General features: G+C 71.6%; 23 protein-coding genes and 1 pseudogene. 15 read left to right on the top strand and 9 right to left on the bottom strand.

The window, feature by feature from the left end; all coding sequences use genetic code 11:
* Positions 1-40: 40 nt before the first annotated feature.
* Together OG379_RS03735 and OG379_RS03730 are read left to right on the top strand one after the other, a co-directional pair.
* Positions 41-1,006, top strand: a complete 966-nt coding sequence (locus OG379_RS03735; RefSeq protein ID WP_405659221.1) for a YihY/virulence factor BrkB family protein — start codon at positions 41-43, stop codon at positions 1,004-1,006.
* Positions 1,007-1,061: 55 nt separating this feature from the next.
* A complete protein-coding gene (locus OG379_RS03730) occupies positions 1,062-1,544 on the top strand; it encodes a hypothetical protein (protein ID WP_405659219.1) in 483 nt (160 codons plus the stop codon).
* A 125-nt stretch (positions 1,545-1,669) separates the two neighbouring features.
* Here the strand turns inward: OG379_RS03730 and OG379_RS03725 are convergent, their stop codons facing one another.
* The 4 genes and pseudogenes from OG379_RS03725 to OG379_RS03710 all read right to left on the bottom strand — a co-directional run.
* Positions 1,670-2,209 carry a MarR family winged helix-turn-helix transcriptional regulator gene (locus tag OG379_RS03725; protein WP_405659217.1) on the bottom strand — a complete coding sequence of 180 codons (540 nt, stop codon included), beginning with the start codon at positions 2,207-2,209 and terminating at the stop codon, positions 1,670-1,672.
* Between the two features lie 102 nt (positions 2,210-2,311).
* Positions 2,312-2,899, bottom strand: coding sequence for an SRPBCC family protein (locus OG379_RS03720; RefSeq protein WP_405659215.1), 588 nt, complete (start codon positions 2,897-2,899; stop codon positions 2,312-2,314).
* A 41-nt stretch (positions 2,900-2,940) separates the two neighbouring features.
* Complete coding sequence (locus tag OG379_RS03715; protein WP_405668838.1) at positions 2,941-3,114, bottom strand: hypothetical protein; 174 nt, start codon at positions 3,112-3,114, stop codon at positions 2,941-2,943.
* 96 nt (positions 3,115-3,210) lie between these two features.
* A pseudogene (locus tag OG379_RS03710) lies at positions 3,211-3,686 on the bottom strand (molybdopterin cofactor-binding domain-containing protein); the annotation flags it as partial.
* On the opposite strand from OG379_RS03710, the gene OG379_RS03705 reads away from it, so the two are divergent.
* Positions 3,661-4,089, top strand: a complete 429-nt coding sequence (locus tag OG379_RS03705; protein WP_405659212.1) for a MarR family winged helix-turn-helix transcriptional regulator — start codon at positions 3,661-3,663, stop codon at positions 4,087-4,089. The pseudogene OG379_RS03710 and the gene OG379_RS03705 sit on opposite strands and share 26 nt — an antisense overlap.
* Before the next feature lie 36 nt (positions 4,090-4,125).
* On the opposite strand, the gene OG379_RS03700 is transcribed toward OG379_RS03705, so the two are convergent.
* Entirely contained in the window at positions 4,126-5,493 is a 1,368-nt protein-coding gene (locus tag OG379_RS03700; protein ID WP_405659210.1) for an MFS transporter, read from the bottom strand.
* A 290-nt stretch (positions 5,494-5,783) separates the two neighbouring features.
* Here OG379_RS03700 and OG379_RS03695 point away from each other — a divergent pair, with 290 nt between their 5' ends.
* The 11 genes from OG379_RS03695 to OG379_RS03645 are packed head-to-tail and all read left to right on the top strand — an operon-like array spanning position 5,784 to position 15,827.
* Positions 5,784-7,268 carry an aldehyde dehydrogenase gene (locus OG379_RS03695; RefSeq protein ID WP_405659209.1) on the top strand — a complete coding sequence of 495 codons (1,485 nt, stop codon included), beginning with the start codon at positions 5,784-5,786 and terminating at the stop codon, positions 7,266-7,268.
* 32 nt (positions 7,269-7,300) lie between these two features.
* Positions 7,301-8,278 (top strand): VOC family protein, encoded by a 978-nt coding sequence (locus tag OG379_RS03690; RefSeq protein ID WP_405659206.1) that lies wholly within the window; start codon positions 7,301-7,303, stop codon positions 8,276-8,278.
* Positions 8,275-9,072 (top strand): aspartate dehydrogenase domain-containing protein, encoded by a 798-nt coding sequence (locus tag OG379_RS03685; RefSeq protein ID WP_405659203.1) that lies wholly within the window; start codon positions 8,275-8,277, stop codon positions 9,070-9,072. Before OG379_RS03690 ends, OG379_RS03685 begins: the two co-directional genes overlap by 4 nt.
* On the top strand, positions 9,069-9,854 hold the full coding sequence (locus OG379_RS03680) for an alpha/beta fold hydrolase (protein ID WP_405659201.1): 786 nt from the start codon (positions 9,069-9,071) through the stop codon (positions 9,852-9,854). Before OG379_RS03685 ends, OG379_RS03680 begins: the two co-directional genes overlap by 4 nt.
* Positions 9,855-9,865: 11 nt before the next feature.
* Positions 9,866-10,387: a cupin domain-containing protein gene (locus tag OG379_RS03675; protein ID WP_033304764.1), complete on the top strand. Its 522-nt coding sequence runs from the start codon at positions 9,866-9,868 to the stop codon at positions 10,385-10,387.
* On the top strand, positions 10,380-11,135 hold the full coding sequence (locus OG379_RS03670; RefSeq protein ID WP_405659199.1) for an SDR family oxidoreductase: 756 nt from the start codon (positions 10,380-10,382) through the stop codon (positions 11,133-11,135). The genes OG379_RS03675 and OG379_RS03670 overlap by 8 nt, the downstream gene beginning before the upstream one ends.
* A 19-nt stretch (positions 11,136-11,154) precedes the next feature.
* Positions 11,155-11,943 (top strand): SDR family oxidoreductase, encoded by a 789-nt coding sequence (locus OG379_RS03665; RefSeq protein WP_405659197.1) that lies wholly within the window; start codon positions 11,155-11,157, stop codon positions 11,941-11,943.
* Positions 11,944-11,953: 10 nt separating this feature from the next.
* Positions 11,954-13,579, top strand: a complete 1,626-nt coding sequence (locus OG379_RS03660) for a thiamine pyrophosphate-binding protein (RefSeq protein ID WP_405659195.1) — start codon at positions 11,954-11,956, stop codon at positions 13,577-13,579.
* Between the two features lie 38 nt (positions 13,580-13,617).
* Complete coding sequence (locus OG379_RS03655) at positions 13,618-14,553, top strand: PDR/VanB family oxidoreductase (RefSeq protein ID WP_405659192.1); 936 nt, start codon at positions 13,618-13,620, stop codon at positions 14,551-14,553.
* 30 nt (positions 14,554-14,583) lie between these two features.
* Positions 14,584-14,808: a recombinase-like helix-turn-helix domain-containing protein gene (locus OG379_RS03650; RefSeq protein ID WP_393754780.1), complete on the top strand. Its 225-nt coding sequence runs from the start codon at positions 14,584-14,586 to the stop codon at positions 14,806-14,808.
* Positions 14,809-14,810: 2 nt separating this feature from the next.
* A complete protein-coding gene (locus OG379_RS03645; RefSeq protein ID WP_405659189.1) occupies positions 14,811-15,827 on the top strand; it encodes a Rieske 2Fe-2S domain-containing protein in 1,017 nt (338 codons plus the stop codon).
* A 125-nt stretch (positions 15,828-15,952) separates the two neighbouring features.
* Here OG379_RS03645 and OG379_RS03640 read toward each other — a convergent pair whose 3' ends face one another.
* Together OG379_RS03640 and OG379_RS03635 are read right to left on the bottom strand one after the other, a co-directional pair.
* Entirely contained in the window at positions 15,953-16,552 is a 600-nt protein-coding gene (locus tag OG379_RS03640; RefSeq protein WP_405659187.1) for a MarR family winged helix-turn-helix transcriptional regulator, read from the bottom strand.
* Positions 16,553-16,594: 42 nt separating this feature from the next.
* Positions 16,595-17,542, bottom strand: a complete 948-nt coding sequence (locus OG379_RS03635) for a methionyl-tRNA formyltransferase (RefSeq protein WP_393754774.1) — start codon at positions 17,540-17,542, stop codon at positions 16,595-16,597.
* Between the two features lie 244 nt (positions 17,543-17,786).
* On the opposite strand from OG379_RS03635, the gene OG379_RS03630 reads away from it, so the two are divergent.
* Entirely contained in the window at positions 17,787-19,142 is a 1,356-nt protein-coding gene (locus OG379_RS03630; RefSeq protein WP_405659184.1) for a lysine N(6)-hydroxylase/L-ornithine N(5)-oxygenase family protein, read from the top strand.
* A 92-nt stretch (positions 19,143-19,234) separates the two neighbouring features.
* Here OG379_RS03630 and OG379_RS03625 read toward each other — a convergent pair whose 3' ends face one another.
* Positions 19,235-20,884 (bottom strand): FAD-dependent oxidoreductase, encoded by a 1,650-nt coding sequence (locus OG379_RS03625; protein WP_405659183.1) that lies wholly within the window; start codon positions 20,882-20,884, stop codon positions 19,235-19,237.
* Between the two features lie 9 nt (positions 20,885-20,893).
* A complete protein-coding gene (locus OG379_RS03620; protein WP_405659181.1) occupies positions 20,894-21,808 on the bottom strand; it encodes a diiron oxygenase in 915 nt (304 codons plus the stop codon).
* Between the last annotated feature and the right edge of the window lie 76 nt (positions 21,809-21,884).

Genomic DNA, 21,884 nt, shown 5'->3' with positions numbered 1-21,884 from the left:
GGGTCGGGACAGCAGAACCGACAGTCGTAGGAGAGGTGCCATGGGGACAGTCGTCCATGTGCCGCAGACGCGGGACATGATCGGGGAGGAGCTTTCGGGGGACGAAGCTCTCAGCGCGCTGCGCCATTACGGCGGGCGCAAGCTGCTCCTCGACGCCTTCGCACGGTTCCGGTATGCCGACGGATTCTCCTTCGCGAGGTCCCTCGGATTTCAGGTGGTCGTGGGCATGGTGCCCTTCGTGATCGCGCTGGTGGGCGTGGCCACGACGGTGCACACCGAGAGCATCGGCCGAGTGATCGAGCTGACGCTCGGAAGGATCGTGCCCGGCGCCAGCGTGGAACTCGTGCAGGGAGCGTTGCGGGACACCCGCCGGAGCGCGGGTTCCACGACGGCAGGGGCGCTGGCGATGTGGTTCGGCCTCGGCTTCGCCGTGCTCAATCTCGCCTCGGCGATGGGCCAGATCGAACGAGGCTGTAACCGCATCTACGGCATCGAGCGCGATCGCCCCTTCCTCGCCAAGTACGGTCGCGGCCTGCTGCTGGCAGTCGCCGCGGGGCTGCCGCTGATGCTGGGGTTCCTCGTGCTGGTCGCCGGCGAAGCCGTCGGGGACTCGGTGGTGGAGGCCCTCGGCTGGTCGCGGTCCTGGCTCGGCTGGTGGGATGTCCTCGAAATACCGGTCGGAACGGTCTGCGCCGCATTGGCCTCCGCGGTGATCTTCCGCTGGTCACCCCGGCGTGTGCAGCCCGGCTACACGTGGCTGGTCTTCGGATCCGCCGTGCATCTGGTCCTGTGGGTCGCGGCCACCTGGCTGCTCACGTTCTACGTGGGCAAAAGTGGTTCGTTCGGTGCTGTCTACGGGCCACTGACCGCATTCGTGGCGCTGCTGCTGTGGGCCAACCTGACCGGCATCGTCCTGTTCCTCGGGATCGCGTTCGCGGCACAGCTGGAGGCCGCCAGAGCGGGTATCACCGAGCCCGTCCGGCCGGACCCCGGTCCCGGCACCTGAAGGCCGTCCGGCCGCAGGGACGCATCGGTCGCGGCAGGCGGGGCAGGCGTGTGTCATGCAGGGAAGCTACGCACAGGCCAGGACGGACACGCTCCACGGTGCGCCCCTCCGCGGGCCGGACGACGTGGAACACCCCGCGCGCCACGGTGGCAGGGGCCGCCACCGACTGCTCAGGCACCGCAAGGGCGACTGGCACCGGCGCATGCTCGCCTACAGCGAGGTCGAGCTGGTGCAGTCGCCCGGCCGGGGCGCCGGTGACACGCAGTGTCTGCTCCTGGTACACGTGCGCAAGGTGGTGGGCCACGTGGATTTCCGCCTCTGCGCCTCCTGCGCGGAGGCGGTCATCACCGATGTGCTCATCGAGAAGCAGTTCCATCGCAGCGGGCTGGGCACCAGAGCGCTCTCCCACCTGCGGGCCCGGTATCCGGGAGTCGTCTGGCGCACCACGCTCGATCGGCGCGGGACGCGCGACCTCATGCGCCGGATGCGGGTGCCGAGGCGGGCCGAGGGCAGCCGGTGCTCCCACACGAACGATTGACGGCCGGACCCGGCTCATCGTGGCCCGACGAGGCCTTCCGCGCTGAGCGAGCGCACTCTCCGCGCCCCTCAGATCCTGATGTGCCCCTGCCAGGGCGGGGGAGTGGAGCCATGCCGGCCCGGCGGTCATTCCACCGCGCCGGCCCGCTCCTCGTCGGCGTCGAGGATCGAGATCTCCAGCTTGCGGAGCAGCCGCGCGAGCTGCCGGCGCTCGGAGGGGGACAGTCCTCCGAGCATCCGGTTCTCGTTGTCCAGGTGCTCGGTGAACGCGGTGTCCACGGTCGCGAGGCCCTTCTCCGTCAGCCGGGAGTAGACGACCCTGCGGTCCTGGGTGTCCCGCTCGCGGACGATGAGGCCGTCCTTCTCCAGACGGTCGATCCGCAGGGTCACCCCCGCCGACGACACCAGCCCGGAGTCGGCGAGCTGCCCGGCCGTCAGCCGGTAGGGCTCCCCGGACCTGCGCAGCGCGGTGAGGACGTCGAAGCCCGCGACGGACAGGCCGTGCCGCTCGACGGATTCGGTGAGTCCGGTGCTGTAGCGCAGGAAGGAGCGGTGGAGCCGGGCGAGGACCTCGAGCGGGCTCGTGTCCAGCTCCGGCCGCTCCCGCGCCCAGTCCTCGACCACCTTCGCCACGGCGTCCTGGTCCCCAGGCCTTGATGCTGCCATCTCATCCCCTCGTACGGCGTCGGCCGGAGTCCCCCCGGCTTCTCACGGCACTGAGAATCTTACCGCTGAGGTGATGGGAGACTCAGCCGCGGGACCGCCGCCTCACCGCCCTGACCAGCACGACGGCGAACAGCACGGCAGCCGCGGGTACGGCGGCCTTCCTGAGCAGCACGGGCAGGGCCGCCGCGCCCAGGTCCACGGCCTCCGGCTCGGCCGGGGACATGACCGGCGCCGGGTCCGCGGATCCGGCGGGGCCCGCAGGAGGTCCTCGAGTCGGTCCGCGAACTGCGGCACCAGCCGGTCCCCGACCTCGGTCATGATCCCGCGGCCGAACTGCGCCGGACGTCCGGTGATGTCGAGGTCGGTCCGCACGCGCACCCGGGTGCCTTCGGGGCCCTCGGCCAGGGGCGCGGTCACCGTCGCGGACGCGGTTCCCGCGCCCCGGGTCTCGCTGCCGCTGAGGTCGAGGTGCATCGAGCGAGCGGTCTCGTCGCGCGTGACGGTGCCCTCGCCGCGGTAACTCATCTGCACCGCACCGATTTTGACCTTGACCCGGCCGGTGAACGAATCGCCGTCGAGCGTGTCGAGCACGGCACCGGGCATACAGGGCGCGACCCGGGCGAGGTCGTGGAAGAGCTTCCACGCGTCATCGGGGCCGGCGGGAACGGTGAAGGTGTGGTCGAGCTGCATGGTTTTCCCATCCTTGGGTTCGGAGCGGACTTCGGGGCCGGTCAGCCGTCGGCGGTCGCGGTGCGGATCAGGTCGCGCACCCGGCTGGGCGAGAGCGGACCGCGGCGTACGACCACGCCGAAGGGGCGCAACGCGTCCTCGACGGCGTTGGCGAGCACCGCCTGCGGGGCGATCGCGCCGCCCTCCCCGAGTCCCTTCACCCCGAGGTCGTTCATCGGGCTCGCGGTGAAGAGTTCGTCCATGTCGAGGTCGGGGATCTCCGAGGAGGTGGGCACCAGGTAGTCCATGTAGGTGCCGGTCCTGGGCTGACCGTCGGGGCCGTAGACCATCTCCTCGTACAGGGCGCCGCCGATGCCCTGGGCGACCCGCCCGTGACCTGGCCCTCGGCGATCATCGGGTTGACGATGACACCCGCGTCGTGGACGACGACGTAGTGCAGGATCTCCACGACGCCCGTGTGCTCGTCCACCTCCACGACGGCCGCGTGTGCTCCGCTCGCGACGGCGAAGCCGGGCGGCCGGAAGTGCACGGTCTCGCTGAGTTCGGTGCCGTGCCGGCCGTCGGAGGGTTCCGGCGCGCCGGGCAGCGGCGCCCGGCCGGCCAGCTCCGCCAGGTCCATCGACGGGCCGCCCGGCTCCTTCGCCGCCACCACGCCGTCACGCAGGTCCAGGCGGCTGGCAGGGACGCCCAGCCGGCGGGCGGCAGCGTCGATGATCTTCTCGCGGACCAGCAGTCCGGCACGGTGGGTGGCGTTGCCGGCGTTGACCAGGGCGCTCAACGACTGCACCGCGCGCCATCAGCTCGTCGTCGGCAGGGCGGTGCGCGCGTACGGCATCAGCCTGCCCGCGTACGACGTCCTGGCGACGCTGCGCGAGGCGGGTGCCCCGTACCGGCTGACGACGGGCGAGGTCGCGGCGGCGGGCTCCGCCCGGGCGGGCGGGCTCACCCAGCAGGCCGACCGGCTGGCGGAGGCCGGACTGATCCGCCGGGAGCGGGACACCGGCGACCGCAGGATCGTCCGGCTGTGCCTCACCCCCGAGGGCCTCGAACTGACCGACCGGGTGTCGGACGTGCGGTCCGAGCGGGAGCGGGAGCTGCTGGCCGGCCTGGGGCACGCGGAACGCCGGCGGCTCGCGGCTCTCCTGGGGACCCTGGCGCAGACGCGCGGGGCCGGTGGCCCGGAGCAGTGAGCGCTGCTCCCGGCCACCGGCCCCGCACCGGCGTGATCAGGCGTTGAGTTCCTCCAGCGTCCTGCCCTTGGTCTCGACCGCGAACCACGCGATCACGGCGCCCACCGCGCCCACGACGGCGAGCTGCGCGAAGACCAGCCCCAGCCCGCCGCCTGCCCCGATGACCGCGCCGACGGCCACCGGGCCGAGGATGACGCCGCAGCGGTTCCACAGGCCACCGAACGCCGCGCCCCTGGCCCGGTTGGACGTGGGGTACAGCTCGGGGGAGTAGAGGTAGAGCCCCGCGTTGATCGCGTACAGGAAGAACGTCGTGCACGAGGCGAAGAGGGCCACCTGGCCTCCCGAGGTCGCGCCGGCGAGCGCCAGTACGGCGAGTGAGAGCACGGTGCCGACGAAGGCGCCGATCAGGGCGGGCCTGCGGCCGATGCGGTCGATCAGCATGGCCACCACGAAGGTGCCCAGCAGGCCGGTGACGTTGCTGACCAGGGTGTAGACGAGCGCCGTGGTGAGGTCCAGGCCGAACTCCTTCGTGTAGAGGGAGGGCAGCCAGGTGGAGATGCCGTGGTTCACGTAGTACGCCACGAACCACAGCCCCGACAGGACCGCCGTGCGCCGCAGATAGCGTCCCCGGAACAGGTCCATGAGGGTGCCCTTGGGCCCGTCCGGCGTGTCCACGGACGGAGCCGGCGCGGGGAGCTCCTCGGCGGTAGCGCGGGCGACCTCCGCCTCGATCCGTGAGATCGCGGCCTCGGCCTCGGCCGTACGCCCACGGGACAGCAGCCAGCGCGGGGACTCCTCGACGTGGCGCGGCAGCAGCGCGGCGATCACCACGGGAAGCGCGCCCACGAGGAACATCGCGCGCCAGCCGAAGGCCGGCACCACCCAGACGGCGAGCAGGGTGGCGGCCGCCAGTCCGGCCGGGAAGATCATCTCGTACAGCAGGACGAAGCGGCCCCGCTTGTCGGACCGGGCGATCTCGTTGATGTACGTCGCCGCGACCGGTACGACGCCGCCGATCCCGAGGCCCTGGAGGAAGCGGAAGAGCGAGAACGTCTCGATGTTGCCGGAGAAGGCCACGGCGAGGCTGGCGAGGCCCGTGACCCCGACTCCCAGGGCGACGGTGCGCACGCGTCCGATGCGGTCGCCCAGCCAGCCCGCCGCGAGGGCGCCGAGCAGCATGCCGATGGAGGCGGAGGTGACGGCGAAGGTGGCCTGCCCGGTGGACAGGTGCCACTCCTTCATCAGGACGGGCAGTGCGGACGCGGCCAGCAGCTGGTCGAACGCCTCGAAGAAGGTGACGGCGCCGATCAGGAACCGGACCTTGATGTGCCAGCGCGAGTGCGGCAGTCGTTCGAGTCTCGCGGCGATCGAGCCGAGAGCGGGCTTGCCGGCCACAGTCGTCATGGAGGGGGTCCTTCCGCGGGCAGATGAGTTGCGGAGACAGTAGGGGGCTATATCTAAGCGGTCAATAGTTAAGAGCTTAGGAAGCTTGCTCCCCGCGACTCGGCCACCATCATCGATCGCGTGGAAGTGGTGCTCAAGACCTCCCGGGCAACGATTTCACCTCAGGGTCTTGTGTCGAGAAACTTAAGCGCTTAGATTTCTAGCACTTCGGCAGTCCGGTGGCGGTAACCCAACGAGCCTGTCCGCACCCGGAGTCCACCCCCCTTTCCGCCTCGTCCGGAGGTCCACCCGTGCTGCAGTTCCCCACCCAAATCCTGATCGCGGGCCAGTGGCGGCGCGGTGCGGGCGAGCCCGTCGACACGGTCGACCCGGCGACCGGCCGCGTCCTCGCCACCGTCCACTCCGCCTCGGCGGACGAGGTCGCCGAAGCGGCCGAAGCCGCCGCGCAGGCCGTGGCGGATCCGGCCTGGCGCGACCTGCCCGCCCATGAGCGGGCGCGGCTCCTGCACCGGATCGGCGAGCTCACCGAGCGGGCCGCCGACGAGCTCTCCGCCCTGCAGACCGCCGACACCGGCAAGACCCTCACCGAGACCAGGGCCCTCGCACTCAGCGCGGCAGGCACGTTCCGCTACATGGCGGCCGTCCTGGAGACGGCCGAGGAGTCGGTGACCCCGTCCCGGGGCCCGTACGTCACGGTGAGCACGCACGAGCCCATCGGCGTCGTGGGCGCGATCAACCCCTGGAACTCCCCGGTCGCCAGCGACGCGCAGAAGATCGCTCCCGCGCTCGCCGCCGGCAACGCGGTGATCCTCAAGCCCGCGGCCTGGACCCCCCTGGTCTCCCTGGCGCTCGGGCGGATCGTCTTCCAGGCGCTCGACGAGTTCCGGCTGCCGGCCGCACTGCTCTCCGTGCTGCCCGGCAGCGGCCGGGTGGTCGGGGACGCCCTCGTGCGCCACCCTCTCGTCGGCCGCATCGGGTTCACCGGGGGCACGGAGACGGGGCGGTCCATCGCCGAGACCGCCGCCCGGAAGCTGATCCCCGCCTCGCTGGAGCTGGGCGGCAAGTCGCCGACGATCGTGCGCGCCGACGCCGACATCGAACAGGCCCTGGCCGGCGTGCTGTTCGGGATCTTCTCGTCCAGCGGCCAGTCCTGCATCGCCGGGTCCCGGCTCTTCGTGGCACGCGAGATCTACGGCTCCTTCGTCGGTGAACTGGTCGAGCGCGTACGCAAGCTGCGCGTCGGCCCCGGCACCGACCCGGCCACCCAGGTCGGCCCCCTGGTGCACCACCGCCACCGCGACTCCGTCGCCGCGTACGTCGACCTCGCCCGGTCCGAAGGGGCCCGCGTGCTGTGCGGCGGTGCGGCGCCCGAGGGAGAGCTGTACGAGGACGGGGCGTACTACCTGCCCACCGTCCTCGACGGCCTCCCGAACACCTCGCGCACCTGTCAGGAGGAGATCTTCGGCCCGGTCCTGGTCGCCCTGCCCTACGACGACGAGGACGACCTGGTCCGCCAGGCCAACGACTCCGTCTACGGCCTGGCCTGCGGGATCTGGACCCGCGACCTGCGCGCCGCCGGGGTGCTGGCGCGCCGGATCGAGGCCGGAACCGTCTGGATCAACACCTACAAGCAGTTCAGCGCCTCCACCCCCTTCAGCGGGTGGAAGGACAGCGGCCTCGGCACGGAGAAGGGCCGCGACGCGATCCGCGCCTATCAGCGCCAGAAGTCCCTGTACTGGGGCATCTCGGACCACCCGCTTCCGTGGGCCAACTGACCCGGCACACCTGCCAGTCCTGGAGGGACCCCATGCACCCGATACCGCCCGGTCCGATCGCCCGGCTCCGCTCGCTCCGCTACGTCGAGCTGCACACCCCGGCCTTCACCGAGGCCGCCGACTTCTACGAGGACGTCTGGGGCCTCGAGACCGTCGAGTCCGACACCGGCGCCCGCTGGCTCCGGGGCACGAGCGACGAGCACCACGTCCTGCACCTGACCGAGCGGGACCGGGTCGGCCTCGGCAGGATCGCCTTCGCCGTCGCCACACCCGCCGAGGTCGACGAGGCGGCGCGCCACCTCGAAGCGCGCTCCCTGGTGCCCGTCACCGGACCCGGACCGTTGGACCAGGCCGGCGGCGGCTACGGACTGCGGTTCACCGACCCCGAGGGCCGCCTCATCGAGATCAGCGCCCAGGTCGACGCCGTCGTGCCGCGCGGCAGGGACGGCGCCGTCCCCGTCGGGGTGACGCACGCCGTGCTCAACACGACCGACATCGACGCCGCGGTCGCCTTCTACTGCGACGTGCTCGGGCTGCGCGTCTCCGACTGGTCCGAGCACCAGATGGCGTTCCTCCGCTGCAACAGCGACCACCACTGCATCGCCTTCAACCAGGCGGAGTGGACCTCGCTCAACCACGTGGCCTACGAGATGACCTCGGTCGACCACTTCATGCGGGGCCTCGGACGGCTGCGCCACCACGGCATCACCCCCCAGTGGGGCCCCGGCCGGCACGGCCCGGGGAACAACACCTTCTCCTACTTCACCGACCCCTCCGGGCTGGTCTGCGAATACACCTCCGAGGTGGCCCAGATCGTCGAGGACGCCTGGATCGCCCGGGTGTGGCGGCGGGTCCCCGAGCTCTCCGACCTGTGGGGGACGGCCGGCGCGCCGTCGAAGGAGATCCGCTGCAGCATGGCCGGCTCCCCGGACCCCGGCCCGCTCGCCACCCCGGACGACCGGGGCCCCGGCCCGCTCGTTCCCGTAGACGCCCAGGAGGCCACCGCATGAGCACCGTACGCAAGGTCGCCGTCGTCGGCTGGGGCGCCATCGGCCGCGTCGTCGGCACCGCGCTCGCCGAAGGGCGTGTGACCGGCGCAGAGCTGGTCTGCGTCGTCGACAACCGCCCGCTCGGCGAGGCCGCCCCCGTGCGGCAGGCCACCTTCGAGGAGGCGATGGAGTCCTGTGACCTCGTCGTCGAGGCCGCAGGACAGGGCGTCGTACGAGAATGGGGCGAGCGGGTCCTCGCCTCCGGCACCGACCTGCTCATCGCCTCCACCGGCGCGCTGACCGACGACGAGCTCACCAAGCGGCTGCTGGCGGCCGGCCCCGGCCGGGTGTACTTCACGGGCGGCGCGGTCGGCGGACTCGACCTGCTCCAGGCGGTGCGCACCCTCGGCCCGCTCGACGAGGTCCGGCTGACCACCACCAAGCTGCCCTCCACCCTCGAACAGCCCTGGATGGACGAGGAGCTGCTGGGACGCATGCGGACGGCGACCGGCCCCGTCGAGGTCATGTCCGGGACCGCCCGCGACGTCCCGGTCAAATTCCCCAAGTCGACGAACGTGGCCGCCTCGGTCGCGCTGGCCGTCGGCGACCTGGACGCTGTGCGGGTCCAGGTCGTCGCCGACCCGGCGGCGCAGCACACGCGGCATGTGATCGAGGCGTCCGGCGGCCACGGCTCCTACCGCTTCGAGGTCGCGCACCTGCCCGACCCCGTCAACCCGGCCACCAGCCAGGTGGTGCCGTACGCCGTGCTGCGCAGCCTCGCCGCACTCGCCGGCCGGACCGGGCAGATCCTGTGAGCGCCGCCCACGTCCACGTCGAGGAGGCGGGCGACCACGGACCGCTGCTGCTGTGCCTGCACGGCATCGGCTCGTCCTCGGCCGCCTTCGCCCCGCAGCTCGCCGAACTCTCCGCGTACGTACGGGTCGTGGCCTGGGACGCCCCCGGGTACGCCAGGTCGCCCGATCCCGAGGCCCCCCTCGACCTGGACGGCTACGCGGACGCGGCGGCCGCCCTCATCCGGGAGCGCGCCACCACCGCCCACGTCCTCGGCGTCTCCTGGGGCGGTGTGATCGCGCTGCGCCTCGCCACCCGCCACCCGGAGCTCGTCGCCTCACTGATCATCGCCGACTCCAGCCCCGGCTCGGGCACCGACGAGGCCAGGGCGGCCGGCATGCGCGCCAGGGCCGCCGACCTCGCCGAGCTGGGCCCCCGCGCCTTCGCCGAAGCACGTGGCCCACGGCTGGTGTCGCCCGACGCGCCGGACGAACTGGTGGCCCGCGTCGTCGACACCATGGCCGCCTCGGTACGCCTGCCGGGCTACGCCCACGCCGCCGAATCCATGGCCTCCGCCGACCTGCGCGCCGAACTCCCCTCGATCGCCGCCCCCACCCTCGTGCTCTGCGGCGAACAGGACCGGGTCACCGGCATCGAGGCGAGCCAGGCCATCGCCGGGGCCATCCACAGGACCGCCTACGTGATCGTCAAGGACGCCGGTCACCTGGCCAATCAGGAGCAGCCGGGCCACTTCGACGCCTGGGTGCTCTCCCACCTCCGCATCACCGCGGCCATCCCCGAATAGGAGCCACCACCATGCCCCTGACCACCGACGCGTACGACAACGGCGACGACCTCTCCGCGTACACCGACTCCCTCATCGCCACCAAGGCCTCCCGGGTCGCCGACTTCGACACCCTGTCCTTCCAGGAGAAGGCCGGCCCGCAGTTCCGCCGCGGCCAGATCCGCTACGTCGGCTCCGGCGCCACCGGCAACCACGAGAGCGACAGCCGGATCCTCCCCTCCGGCGGGTTCACCTTCTCCAACATGCTGCTGCCGCCCGGCGCCGAGGGCCCGGCCCACACCCACCACGACGTCGAGGAGGCCTTCTTCGTCCTGGAGGGCGAGGTCAAGGTCGGCATCCACCGCGGCGCCGACGAGGCCGAGTACCGCACCCTGGGCTACCGCGACATGATCGTCGTCCCCGCCGGTGTCACCCGGTCGCTCAAGAACGAGGGCGACACCGACGCCCTGTTCTGCGTCGTCATCGGCACGCAGAAGCCGCAGGTGCCGTCCTACCCCGAGTACTCGCCGATGCACGGCGTCACCCGTGGCTGACCAGCCCCCGGCAGGCCGGCGCACCGTCGTCGTCACCGGAGCGGGCCGTGGCCTCGGACTGGCCATGGCCCGCCGGGCGGGCACCGACGGCTTCCGGGTCGTCCTCGCCGAACTGGAACGGGAGCGGGGCGAGCGCGCCGCGGCGGAGCTGCGCGCGGAGGGGATCGACGCCCACTTCGTACGCTGCGACGTCGCCGACCCCGCCTCCGTGGAGGCGCTCGCCGACGCCGTCCGCGAGCTCGGCCCGCTGTACGGCCTGGTCAACAACGCGGCGCTCGCCAACGGCGTGGGCGGCAAGGAGTTCCAGGACATCGACATCGAGGTGTGGGACCGGCTGATGGCGGTCAACGCCCGTAGCCCCTGGCTGGTGTCGAAGGCCCTGTACCCGCTCTTCACCGAGCCGGGCCGCATCGTCAACCTCGCCTCGGACGCCGCCCTGTACGGCTCCCCGCGGCTCGCCCACTACATCGCCTCCAAGGGCGCGGTCATCGCGCTGACCCGCGCCATGGCCCGCGAACTCGGAGACAGGGGGATCACCGTGAACGCGGTGGCCCCCGGCCTCACCGAGTGCGAGGCGACCGAGACCGTGCCGGCCGAACGGCACGACCTCTACCGCATGAACCGGGCCATCTCCCGCCCGCAGCAGCCGGACGACCTCACCGGGATCGTCTCCTTCCTGCTCGGCGAGGAATCCCGCTATCTGACCGGACAGGTGATCGCCGTCAACGGCGGCTTCACCATGAACTGAACCGCAGGAGACACGAGTTATGGATCTGGGCCTCGCCGACCGCACCATCGTGGTCACCGGCGGCAGCTCGGGCGTCGGCCTGGCCACGGTCCGCGCCCTGCTCGACGAGGGCGCGCGCGTCGCCACCTGCGGCCGGGACGCCGGCCGGCTCGCCGAGGCGGCCGCCGGCCTCGGCGCCGCGAACGGCCGCCTGCTGACCGGCGTCTGCGACGTACGGGACGCCGACGCGGTGCGCGGCTTCGTCCGCCGCGCCGCCGAGGAGTTCGGCGGGCTCGACGGGCTGGTCAACAACGCCGGACAGTCCCGCATGAAGGGGCTCGACGACTCCACCGCCGAGGACTGGCGCGACGAACTGGAGCTGAAGTTCGCCGGGGTGCTGAACCCCCTCCAGGCGGCGCGCCCCCATCTGGCCGCGTCCGGAGCGGCGAGCGTCGTCAACATCAACGCGGTCCTGGCCAAGCAGCCCGAGACCCGGCTGATCACGACGAGTGCCGCACGCGCCGGCATCCTCAACCTCTCCAAGTCCCTGTCCGTCGAACTGGCCGCCGACGGCATCCGGGTCAACTCCGTATGCCTCGGACTCGTCGACACCGGCCAGTGGACCCGCCGCCACGCGGCCGCGGACTCCGGCCTGTCGTACGAGGAATGGCAGACGGAACTGGCCGAGGACCGGGGCATCGCACTGGGCCGCCTCGGCCGGGCCGAGGAGGTCGCGTACGCGGTCGTCACCCTGCTCTCACCCCGCGCCTCCTACATCACCGGCACCAGCATCGACGTCTGCGGCGGCGTCGGCCGCTCCATCCTCTGAGGAGACCACCATGCGTCACGACAACGGAGGCGATCTCCTCGTCACCGTCCTGCGCGAACTCGGCATCGACACCGTCTTCGGCATCGTCAGCGTCCACAACCTGCCGCTCGTCGAAGCCGTCGACCGCGAGCTGCGCTTCGTGCCCGTGCGGCACGAGGCATCAGCCGTCAACGCCGCCGACGCCTACGGCCGCGCCCGGGGCTCCCTCGGCTGCGCCCTGACCTCCACCGGCACCGGCGCGGGCAACGCCGCCGGATCGCTGATCGAGGCGCTCAGCGCGGGCAGCTCCGTGCTGCACGTCACCGGTCAGGTGGAGAGCGAGTTCCTGGGAAGCGGACGGGGATTCATCCACGAGACCAAGGACCAGCTCGGCATGCTCCAGGCCGTCTCCGCGTACGCCGCGAGCGTGCCGGACGCCGCACAGGCGGGCCGGATCCTGCGCGAGGCCGCCCGCTCGGCCCTGACCGCGCCCGGCGGCCCCGCCAGCGTGGAGTGGCCGATCGACCTCCAGTACGCCGCGCAGACCGACGAAGCCGCCGAGCACGCGGAGAGCGCCCCCGTGGCCCCCACGAAGGGCGAACTCGCCGCCGCGGGAGCCCTCCTGGCCGCCGCCCGCCGCCCGCTCGTCTGGGCAGGTGGCGGCGCGAACACCGCCCGCGGCGAGCTGGCCCGGCTGCTGGAGGCGACCGGCGCCGGACTGATCACCTCGAACTCCGGCCGGGGCAGCGTCCCCGAGGACCACCCGCAGGTCATCGGGAACTTCGCCACCACACCGGCGGTGCGCGCCCTCCTCAAGGACGCGGACGTCCTCCTGACCATCGGCACGCACTTCCGGTCGAACGAGACCGCGGAATACACCCTGGAACTCCCCGGGGCCCACATCCAGATCGACGTTGACGCGGCTGCCCTCGGCAGGGTCCACCCGGTCACCCACGCGCTGCACGGTGAAGCGGCAGGCGCCCTGACGGCCCTGCTTCCGCACGCCGTGACCGCCGAGCCCGGCTGGATGGACCGCGTCGGAGCCGTACGCACCGAGGTACGCGCGATCCTGCACGACAACATCGGACCGCAGGCCGCGATCTGCGACGCCATCCGCGCCGCGCTTCCCCGCGAGGCCGTCGTCGCCCGCGACGTCACCATCCCCTCCAGCAGCTGGGGCAACCGGCTCCTGGAGATGTACGACCCGAAGGACAACGTCTTCCCGCGCGGCGGCGGCATCGGCCAGGGACTGGGCATGGGCATCGGCGCGGCGCTCGCGCGGCCCGACGCGCCCACCGTCGTGATCGCGGGCGACGGCGGACTCGCCGTCCACCTCGGCGAACTCCTCACCCTCGCCCAGGAACGGCCCCGTCTGACCCTGATCGTCTTCAACGACGGCGGCTACGGAGTCCTGCGCAACATGCAGGACCACCACAGCGAGCGCCGCTCGGGAGTCGACCTCACCACCCCCGACTTCGAGCTCCTGGCCCGCGCCTGCGGCCTGCCGTACGCCCGCATCTCCGCCGAGGAACACGCCGGCCCGGTGCTCGACCGAGCCATCGCCTCGGCCGGCCCCACGCTCGTCGAGGTCGACCTCGACGCCCTCGGCCCGATGAAGAACCCGTTCACCCCGCCCGTCAGGATCCCGGGCCAGTAGCCCGGCCGACCGAACCGCCGGCAAGGAGGCAACAGACCATGAGCGAGGATTCGCTGCGGCTGACCGTCCGTCGTATGACCTGGGAGGCCGAGGGCGTCCTGTCCGTCGAACTGACCCACCCCGACGGCAAACCCCTGCCCGCCTGGACCCCCGGCGCGCACCTCGACGTCCACGCCGGCGGCCAGATCCGCCAGTACAGCCTGTGCGGCGACCCGCACACCCCGGACGTCTACCGCATCGGCGTGCTCAACGAGCCCGCCTCGCGGGGCGGTTCACGCTTCGTGCACACCCAGCTGCGGCCGGGCCAGGAGATCACGGTCTCCGAGCCGCGTAACCACTTCGTGCTGGAAGACGTTGACTCCTACGTGTTCGTCGCCGGCGGAATCGGCATCACCCCGCTGCTGGCGATGGCCCGGGCGGCTGCCCGCAGGGGAGCCCGGTGGCGCATGGTGTACGGCGGCAGGAGCAGGGCCTCCATGGCGTTCACCGGCGAACTCGACGCGCTGGGCGGCGACGTCACGCTCGTCCCGCAGGACGAACACGGCCACATCGACCTGGACTCCGCGCTCACCGGGCTGCCCGAGGGCACCCTGGTGTACTCCTGCGGCCCCGAGCCCCTGCTCGCCGCCGTCGAACAGCGCTGCCCCGCTGACCGGCTGCGCCTGGAGCGGTTCGCCGCGCCGACGGTGGAACGCACCGGCGACGACGAGGCGTTCGAGGTCGAGTGCCGCACCTCCGGGACGACGCTCACCGTCGGTGCCGGGACCTCTGTCCTGGAGGCCGCCGAGAGCGCCGGACTCACCGTGAACAACTCGTGCCGCGACGGCATCTGCGGTTCCTGCGAGACCCGGGTCCTCGAAGGCACGCCGGACCACCGCGACTTCCTGCTCAGCGAGGCCGAACGGGCCGCGAACACCACCATGATGATCTGCGTCTCACGGTGCGCCTCCGGCCGGCTCGTCCTCGACCTCTGACACCTTCCCCCCGCACTTTCAGGAGACACCGTGACCGACACCTGGCCCTACCTGGACGTCCACCAGTCCCGTACGCACGAGCCGACCCCGTACGAGCACAAACTCGCCGCCACCCTCGAAGAGGTCTACACCCGCGAGGGCCACGAGCTCGCCGACGTCGTGCGCGGGCTCAACGCCCGCCAGGTCCACGCCGCCGACGGCAGCCCGTGGACCGAGGAATCCTTCCGCGCCGAGATGAACCGACTGGGAGCCTGACCATGACGCTGTCGTCCTCCGCCACCGCGGACCACATCTACGCCACCGGTCTGCGCAACCAGTGGCACCCGGTCGTCCCCTCGCACTTCGTGGCCCCCGGCGCGATGCGCAAGGTGACCGCGCTCGGCGAGCAGTGGCTGCTGTTCCGGCGCTCCGACGGCGCCCTGTCGATGCTCGCCGACCGCTGCCCGCACCGCGGTGCCCCGCTCTCGCTCGGCAAGCACCTCGGTGACCGGGTCGCCTGCTGGTATCACGGCGTCGAGGTCGAGTCCGACGGCACCGTCTCCTCCGTGCCCGGGCTGCCGGGCTGCAGCCTGGAGGGCAAGAAGCTGGTGACCTCGCTGCCGGTCCGCGAGGTCGCGGGCGCGATCCTCGCCTACTTCGGGGACGAGGAGCACCCCGAGCCCGTCGAGCTGACCCTGCCGGAGCCACTGACCGACCCCGGCGTGGACGCGTTCCTCTGCTACGCGGAATGGGACGCGCCCTGGCGGTACGCCGTGGAGAACCTGCTCGACCCCATGCACGGCGCATTCCTGCACCACGACTCGCACACCATGTTCGACGGCGACACGACGGCCAAGTTCCGCATCCGGGAGACCGACCGCGGCTACTTCTTCGAGAAGACCGACCAGCGCGGCGTCAACTTCGACTGGGTGGAGCTCTGCCGCACCGGAGTGGACTGGGTCGACCTCTCGATCCCGTACCCGCCGTCGGCCGGTCCCGGTGGTCCCTTCGGCATCGTCGGCATGGTCTGCCCGGTGGACGAGCGGCGCAGCGGCGTCTTCTTCTGGCGCTACCGCCGGGTCGAGGACTGGCAGCGCGCCTCCTGGCGCTTCCTGTACCGGACGCTGATCGAGCAGCGCCACTGGGACGTCCTGGAACAGGACCGCGTCATGCTGGAGGCCATGCCGACGGACGCCGACCAGCAGGAGAACCTCTACCAGCACGACCTGGGCGTGGTGCGGCTGCGCCGCCTCTACCGTGCGGCGGCCGAGGCGCAGTCGACGGCCGGAGCCTGAGGGACCGACCGCCCGTACGTCCCCGTGACCGCAGCGGCGAGCGCCACCGCCGCTGCGGTCACGTGCGCACCGGCAGCGCCGCGTCGAAGCCCCGCTCGTCCTCGATCCGGAACAGGGCGTCTACCTCATCCGGAGGGGCGGGACTCCATGCGCCGAAGGGCGCCCGGATGCGTGTCGTGCCCGCCGTCCCGCCCCGATCCCCGCGGTCCGGCGACGGTGTCCGTGGGGCCGTCGGCCGCCCGGTCCCGTTCCAGGTGCGAGTGGACGCGGCGCAGCAGGGAGGCGAACAGCTCGCGTTCCCCGGGGCTCAGCGGGGCGAGCAGGTCCGCCTCGGTGGCGGACACCTCGGCGTCGAGACGTGCCAGAGCGCATCTGCCCGCCGCTGTCAGGGCGACCTCGATCCGGCGGCGGTCCGATGGATCGCGGGCGCACACGACGTATCCGGCCGCGTCCAGGTCCGTGACGGTCCTGGTCAGATCGCTCTGGTTCATGTCCAGTCGCGAGGCGAGATCGCCCTTGGACAGCCGGCCGGTCTCGTCCAGCATGGCCAGGATGGTCAGGTGCCACAGCCGCAGCCCGTGAGCCGTCAGCGTGCCGGTGAGCCTGCGGCGTGCGGCCTTGCCCGTCGCGTACATGAGATAGGCGTTGAGGCTCAGCACGCCCGCCGGCGTCACGCCCGCGGCCCGGGGCCCGGGTGCCGTCCCCGGCACGCTCGGCTGGTGCATGGTTCTTCCTAACGTGGCGACGGCCGGCAGGGGGCCGGGAGGTCAGGGCCGGCCGGTGAGGTAGCCGCCCATCGAGGTGAAGTACTCGGCCGCGGGCAGCTCCTGGCCGTCCTCCGTACGCACCCGGGTGACGGCCAGACCGCGGTTGCGGCCCGTCCGGGCGTCCGCCCCGGCGACGATCACCACTCCGTCACCCTCGCGGTAGAAGATCCTGCCGGGCGTGCCGCCGTAGCGGCCCTCGGACACGACCGCCGTGACGATCTCCAGACGCCGGCCCCTGTGGTGGGTGAACGCACTGGGGTACGGGGCGGACTGCGCGCGCACGAGACGCTCGAGGTCCTCCGCCGGCCAGTTCCAGTCGATCCGGATGTCCTCCTCGGCGCGCTTGTGGAAGAAGCTCGCCAGGGACCGGTCCTGCCGGGTGAATTCCGTGTGTCCGGAGGCGATGAGGTCGAGCGCCTCCGTGGTGACGGGGGCGATGAGTTCGACGGTCCTGTGGAACAGGTCCGTCGCCGTGTCGGCAGGTCCGACCTCCACCGCGCGCTGCACCACGATGTCGCCGGCGTCGAGTTCGGCGTCCATCATGTGCGCGGTCACGCCCACCTCGCGCTCGCCGTTGATCAGCGCCCAGATCAGGGGCGAGAAGCCCGCGTACTTCGGGAGCAGCGAATCGTGGACGTTGAGTGTGCCGTGCCGGGGGAGCCCGTAGATGTGCGGGGGAATCCACGTACGCCAGTTGTTGGCCACGATGATGTCCGGCTCCGCCTCCTTGAGACGGGTGAGCAGCTCCTCGTCGTCGGGCCGGTTGCGGATCAGGACGGGTACGCCGTTCTCCTCGGCGAGGTCGGCGACCGAGTCGCTCCAGATCTTCTCGTACGCGTGCTCGCTCCTGGGGTGCGTCACCACCAGCACCACGTCATGTGCGGAGTCCAGGAGAGCTCGCAGGGTCCGGTGCCCCCAGGTCTGATAGCCGAACATGACGACCCGCACAGGTTCCTCCTCGGAACGACGATGATGCTTAGTAAAGCAAGCCTAACCTAAGCATGCAATGTCTGTCGCTTCAGGGTGAGTTGACTGCGGCTTGCCGGGCATCCGTCCGGATTGCCCTGTCGACAGCGTGCAATGATGAGGTTAGCTTTACCTAAGTTTCACCCCGGCTGCCGCTCAGTCGGTGTGCTCTGTTCCGCTTTCCCCACGTCCGCCAAAGCGGCTGCCCCCGCACGATGGGAGTGACATGTCACAGGCTTCACCCGACGACGCACCACCGGTCCACGACCTCATAGGAATCGGCTTCGGACCGTCCAATGTGGCCATGGCGATAGCGCTCACGGAGCGCAACCAACGCGTCGGCAGGAAGCAGGCCGTCACCGCTCACTTCTTCGAGAAGCAGCCGCGGTTCGGCTGGCATCGCGGGATGCTGATCGACGATGCCACGATGCAGGTGTCCTTCCTCAAGGACCTGGTGACGCTGCGGAACCCGTCGAGCGGGTTCAGCTTCCTCTGCTACCTGCAGAGCCAGGGGCGTCTGGTCGACTTCGTGAACGGCAAGAGCCTCTTCCCGCTGCGGGTCGAGTTCCACGCCTACTTCGAATGGGCCGCCGCCCAGGTGGACGACATGGTGTCCTACGGGCACGAGGTCATCGATGTCCGGCCGGTGGTGCACGACGGTGTCGTGGAGTACGTGGACGTGACCTCCCGCTCGGGGTCCGAGACCGTGGTCCACCGGGCGCGGAACCTCGTGATCGGCACGGGTCTACGGCCGCAGATGCCCGAGGGGATCAAGCGTACGGACCGGATCTGGCACACCTCCGACCTGCTGGCCCGGGTGGACGGCCTGGACGGGGCCGAGCCGCCGTCCCGCTTCGTCGTCGTCGGGGCGGGGCAGAGCGCGGCCGAGAACGTGGCCTATCTGCACCGCCGCTTCCCGGAGGCCGAGGTCTGCGCGGTCTTCTCGCGCTACGGCTACAGCCCCGCCGACGACAGCGGTTTCGCCAACCGGATCTTCGACCCGGACGCGGTCGACGAGTACTTCACCGCCCCGGACGAGACCAAACGCAGACTGATGGGCTATCACGGCAACACCAACTACGCCGTGGTGGACATCGACCTCATCGACGACCTCTACCGCACGGCGTACCAGGAGAAGGTCCTCGGAACCGAGCGGCTGCGCTTCCTCAACGTCTCCCGGGTCGTCGACGCCGTCGAGACACCCGACGCGGTCCGCACCACGGTCGAATCGCTGGTCACCGGGGAACGGACGACGCTGGACGCCGATGTGGTCGTCTACGCCACCGGCTACCAGCCCGCCGACGCGCTCGGCCTGCTCGGCGACATCGCGGAGCACTGCCTGCTCGACGACCAGGGCCGGGTCCGTGTCGAGCGCGACTACCGCGTGGCGACCGATCCGGGACTGCGGTGCGGCGTCTATCTGCAGGGCGGTACGGAGCACACCCACGGCATCACGTCATCCCTGCTGTCGAACACCGCGATCAGGGTCGGCGAGATCCTCGACTCGGTCGTGGAACGCGGGCAGAGGGACGCGCCCGGCCGGCCTCACGACGCGGTCGGAGGGGTGGGCGCTCCGCTCTGAGGCGGGCCGGCTCCACGGCCGTCCGGCTCCACGGCCGTCCGGCTCCACGGCCGTCCGGCCCGTCGGTGAACCCGACGGGCCGGGAAGGGTGTTCAGCCCGGGATGCGCCGTCGGCCACCCCGCGCCGCCGCCACCAGCTCGGGCAGCGTCGCCAGCTTGACCCGGGGGCGGCCGTCGCGGCGGCCCAGGGCGAGCTCGGCACGCTCTATCTCCGCCAGGCCGCGGGCGTCCACGATCCGCCGGTTACGGCGGCGCACGAGGCGCCGGAAAGCCTTCGCCCCCTGCTCCGGTGCGGGCAGGGAGCCTCCGACGGCATCGTCGAGCAGCGTGCCCACGGTCTCGGCGGCGCAGGTCCGGTTGGCCCCGATGCCGCCCGAGGGGCCGCGCTTGATCCATCCCACGACGTACGTCCCCGGCCGGCCCGTCACCCGGCCGCCCTCGTGCGGAACGGTCCCCGTCGCCTCGTCGAACGGCAGCCCGGCGACCGGCAGTCCACGCTGACCGACGGCCCGCAACAGCAGCCCGGCCGGTATCTCCCGGCCGTCGTCGCCGCCGCTCACCCGCACCGCGCGGACACCGCCGTCACCGAGCGCCTCCACCGGCGCGGAGTGGAAGCGGAACACGATACGGCGCCCCGTCGGCGGCGGGCGCGACCAGTCCACCTCCTCGCGGGCCACATCCGCCAGGAGCGCGGCCCTGTCACCGGGCTCCGCCGCGTCGATCGCCGCACCGGTCCTCGGGTCGTGGCCGTCGACCACCAGCTCCACGCCGGGCAGGTGCTTGAGCGCGAGCAGCTCCGGCCTGGTGTACGCCGCGTCCTCGGGCCCCCGTCGCCCGAGCAGCACCACCTCGCGCACCGAGCCCGCGCGCAGGGCCTCCAGCGCGTGGCCGGCGATGTCCCCGGCCGCCAGCGCGTCGGGGTCCGAGACCAGGATCCGCGCCGCGTCGAGGGCCACGTTTCCGTTGCCGACGACGACGACCCGCTCCGCGGACAGGTCCACGGCGTCCGGAGCGACCTCGGGGTGGGCGTTGTACCAGGAGACGAACGTCGTCGCGCAGATGCTGCCGGGCAGCTCCTCACCGGGTATCCCGAGCCGGCGGCCGGCCGACGCGCCGACGGCGTAGATCACCGCGTCGTGGTGTGCGGCGAGTTCCTCCGGAGTGATGTCCTTGCCCACCTCGAGGCCGAGGCACATGCGCACCCTCGGATGCGTGTGGAACCTGGCGAACGTGTCTCCGGCCTTCTTCGTGGACAGGTGGTCGGGCGCCACACCGTAGCGGATGAGCCCGCCCGCGACCGGCAGCCGGTCGATCAGCGTCACCTCGGCGCCCGTGTGCAGCAGCAGGTCCTCGGCCGCGTACATCCCGGCCGGCCCCGTGCCCACGACCGCGACCCGGAGCGGTCCGAAGTCCGACGGCAGGCTGCGGTCGAAGGACGGCTCGCCCCACACGTGGAAGTTCGGCCCCTCGGGGGCCCGCGCGGGCTCCCGGTCCGCGAAGTACGCCGCGTTGAGCGGGCCGTACTCCTGCTGCGAGGAGGGGAGGCTGTCCACCGGGAAGACGGCCTCCACCGGGCAGGCGTCGGCGCAGGCACCGCAGTCGATGCAGGACTTCGGGTCGATGTACAGCATCTCCGTCCGGCCGAAGTCCGGTTCCTCCGGGGTCGGGTGGATGCAGTTCACGGGACACACCGAGATACAGGTGGCGTCGCCGCAGCACGTCTGGGTGATGGCGTAGGTCATCTCGTCCGCTCAGATCAGATGGGCACGCTTGTAGAACGCCAGGGCGGGCTTGGTGAGCAGCCGGGCCGAGGCCAGGAACTCCATGAGGCCCGAACAGCTCGAGCGCATCATCGACTTGTGGTGCTCGTTGGCCTTCGCCTCCTCGATGGCACGCTTCCCATCGAGTCCGGCGTTGGCGTACACGTCCTTGTTCACCATGCTGGTGACGATCACGTACGACGCGATGGCGATGACCAGGGCGTTGATCCGCCGTCGTACCGGGCCCGCGCCGCTGAGGTGCTTGCGGGTCTCCGCGCGGGCGAACTTCATGTGCCGGGATTCCTCGACGACATGGATGTTGTTGATGGTGCGGACGAAAGGCACGACCCGCTCGTCCCGCATCCAGTCGCGCTGCATGACGTCGAGGACCTCCTCGGCGACGAGGATCGCCGCGTACGCCGCCTCGCCGAACGCGAGTGTCTTGAACGCCCGCCCGAGCTCCACCGCGAGCCGGTGCGGCCGGTAGGGCGGGGCGCCCAGCTTCTGGGCGCCGCGGGCGAACATGATCGAGTGCCGGCACTCCTCGGCTATCTCGGTCAGTGCCCACTGGACGTCCGCGCTGGTGGGGTCCTTCGCGTAGACGTCGCGCAGGACCATCTGCTGGAGGATCATCTCGAACCAGATGCCGGTGCTGGCCACCGAGGCGGCTTCCTGGCGCGTCAGTTCCTTGCGCTGGTCCTCGGTCAGCTCGCCCCAGTACGCGGTGCCGTACAGAGTGCTCCACTCGGGGCTCGCACCGTGGAAGTCCTTGTCCAGCGGCGTGTCCCAGTCGACCTCGGTGGCGGGGTCGTACGCCAGCGTGGCCGCCGACTCGAGCAGGCGCCGGGTGAGGTGGTCCTCGGGCGGCCGGTCCTCGGCATCCGGCCGAACAGTGCTGCTTGCCATGGTGCGGCTCCTCGGTTCGTCAGTGATGTTCCTTGGCGCTGTCACATGCGAATGTCGGTGACGGGTGGTCATATCC

The sequence above is a fragment of the Streptomyces sp. NBC_01166 genome (assembly GCF_045039765.1).
In the GTDB taxonomy this organism is placed as follows: Bacteria; Actinomycetota; Actinomycetes; order Streptomycetales; family Streptomycetaceae; genus Streptomyces.
This window is presented reverse-complemented; position numbering and strand designations above follow the sequence as displayed.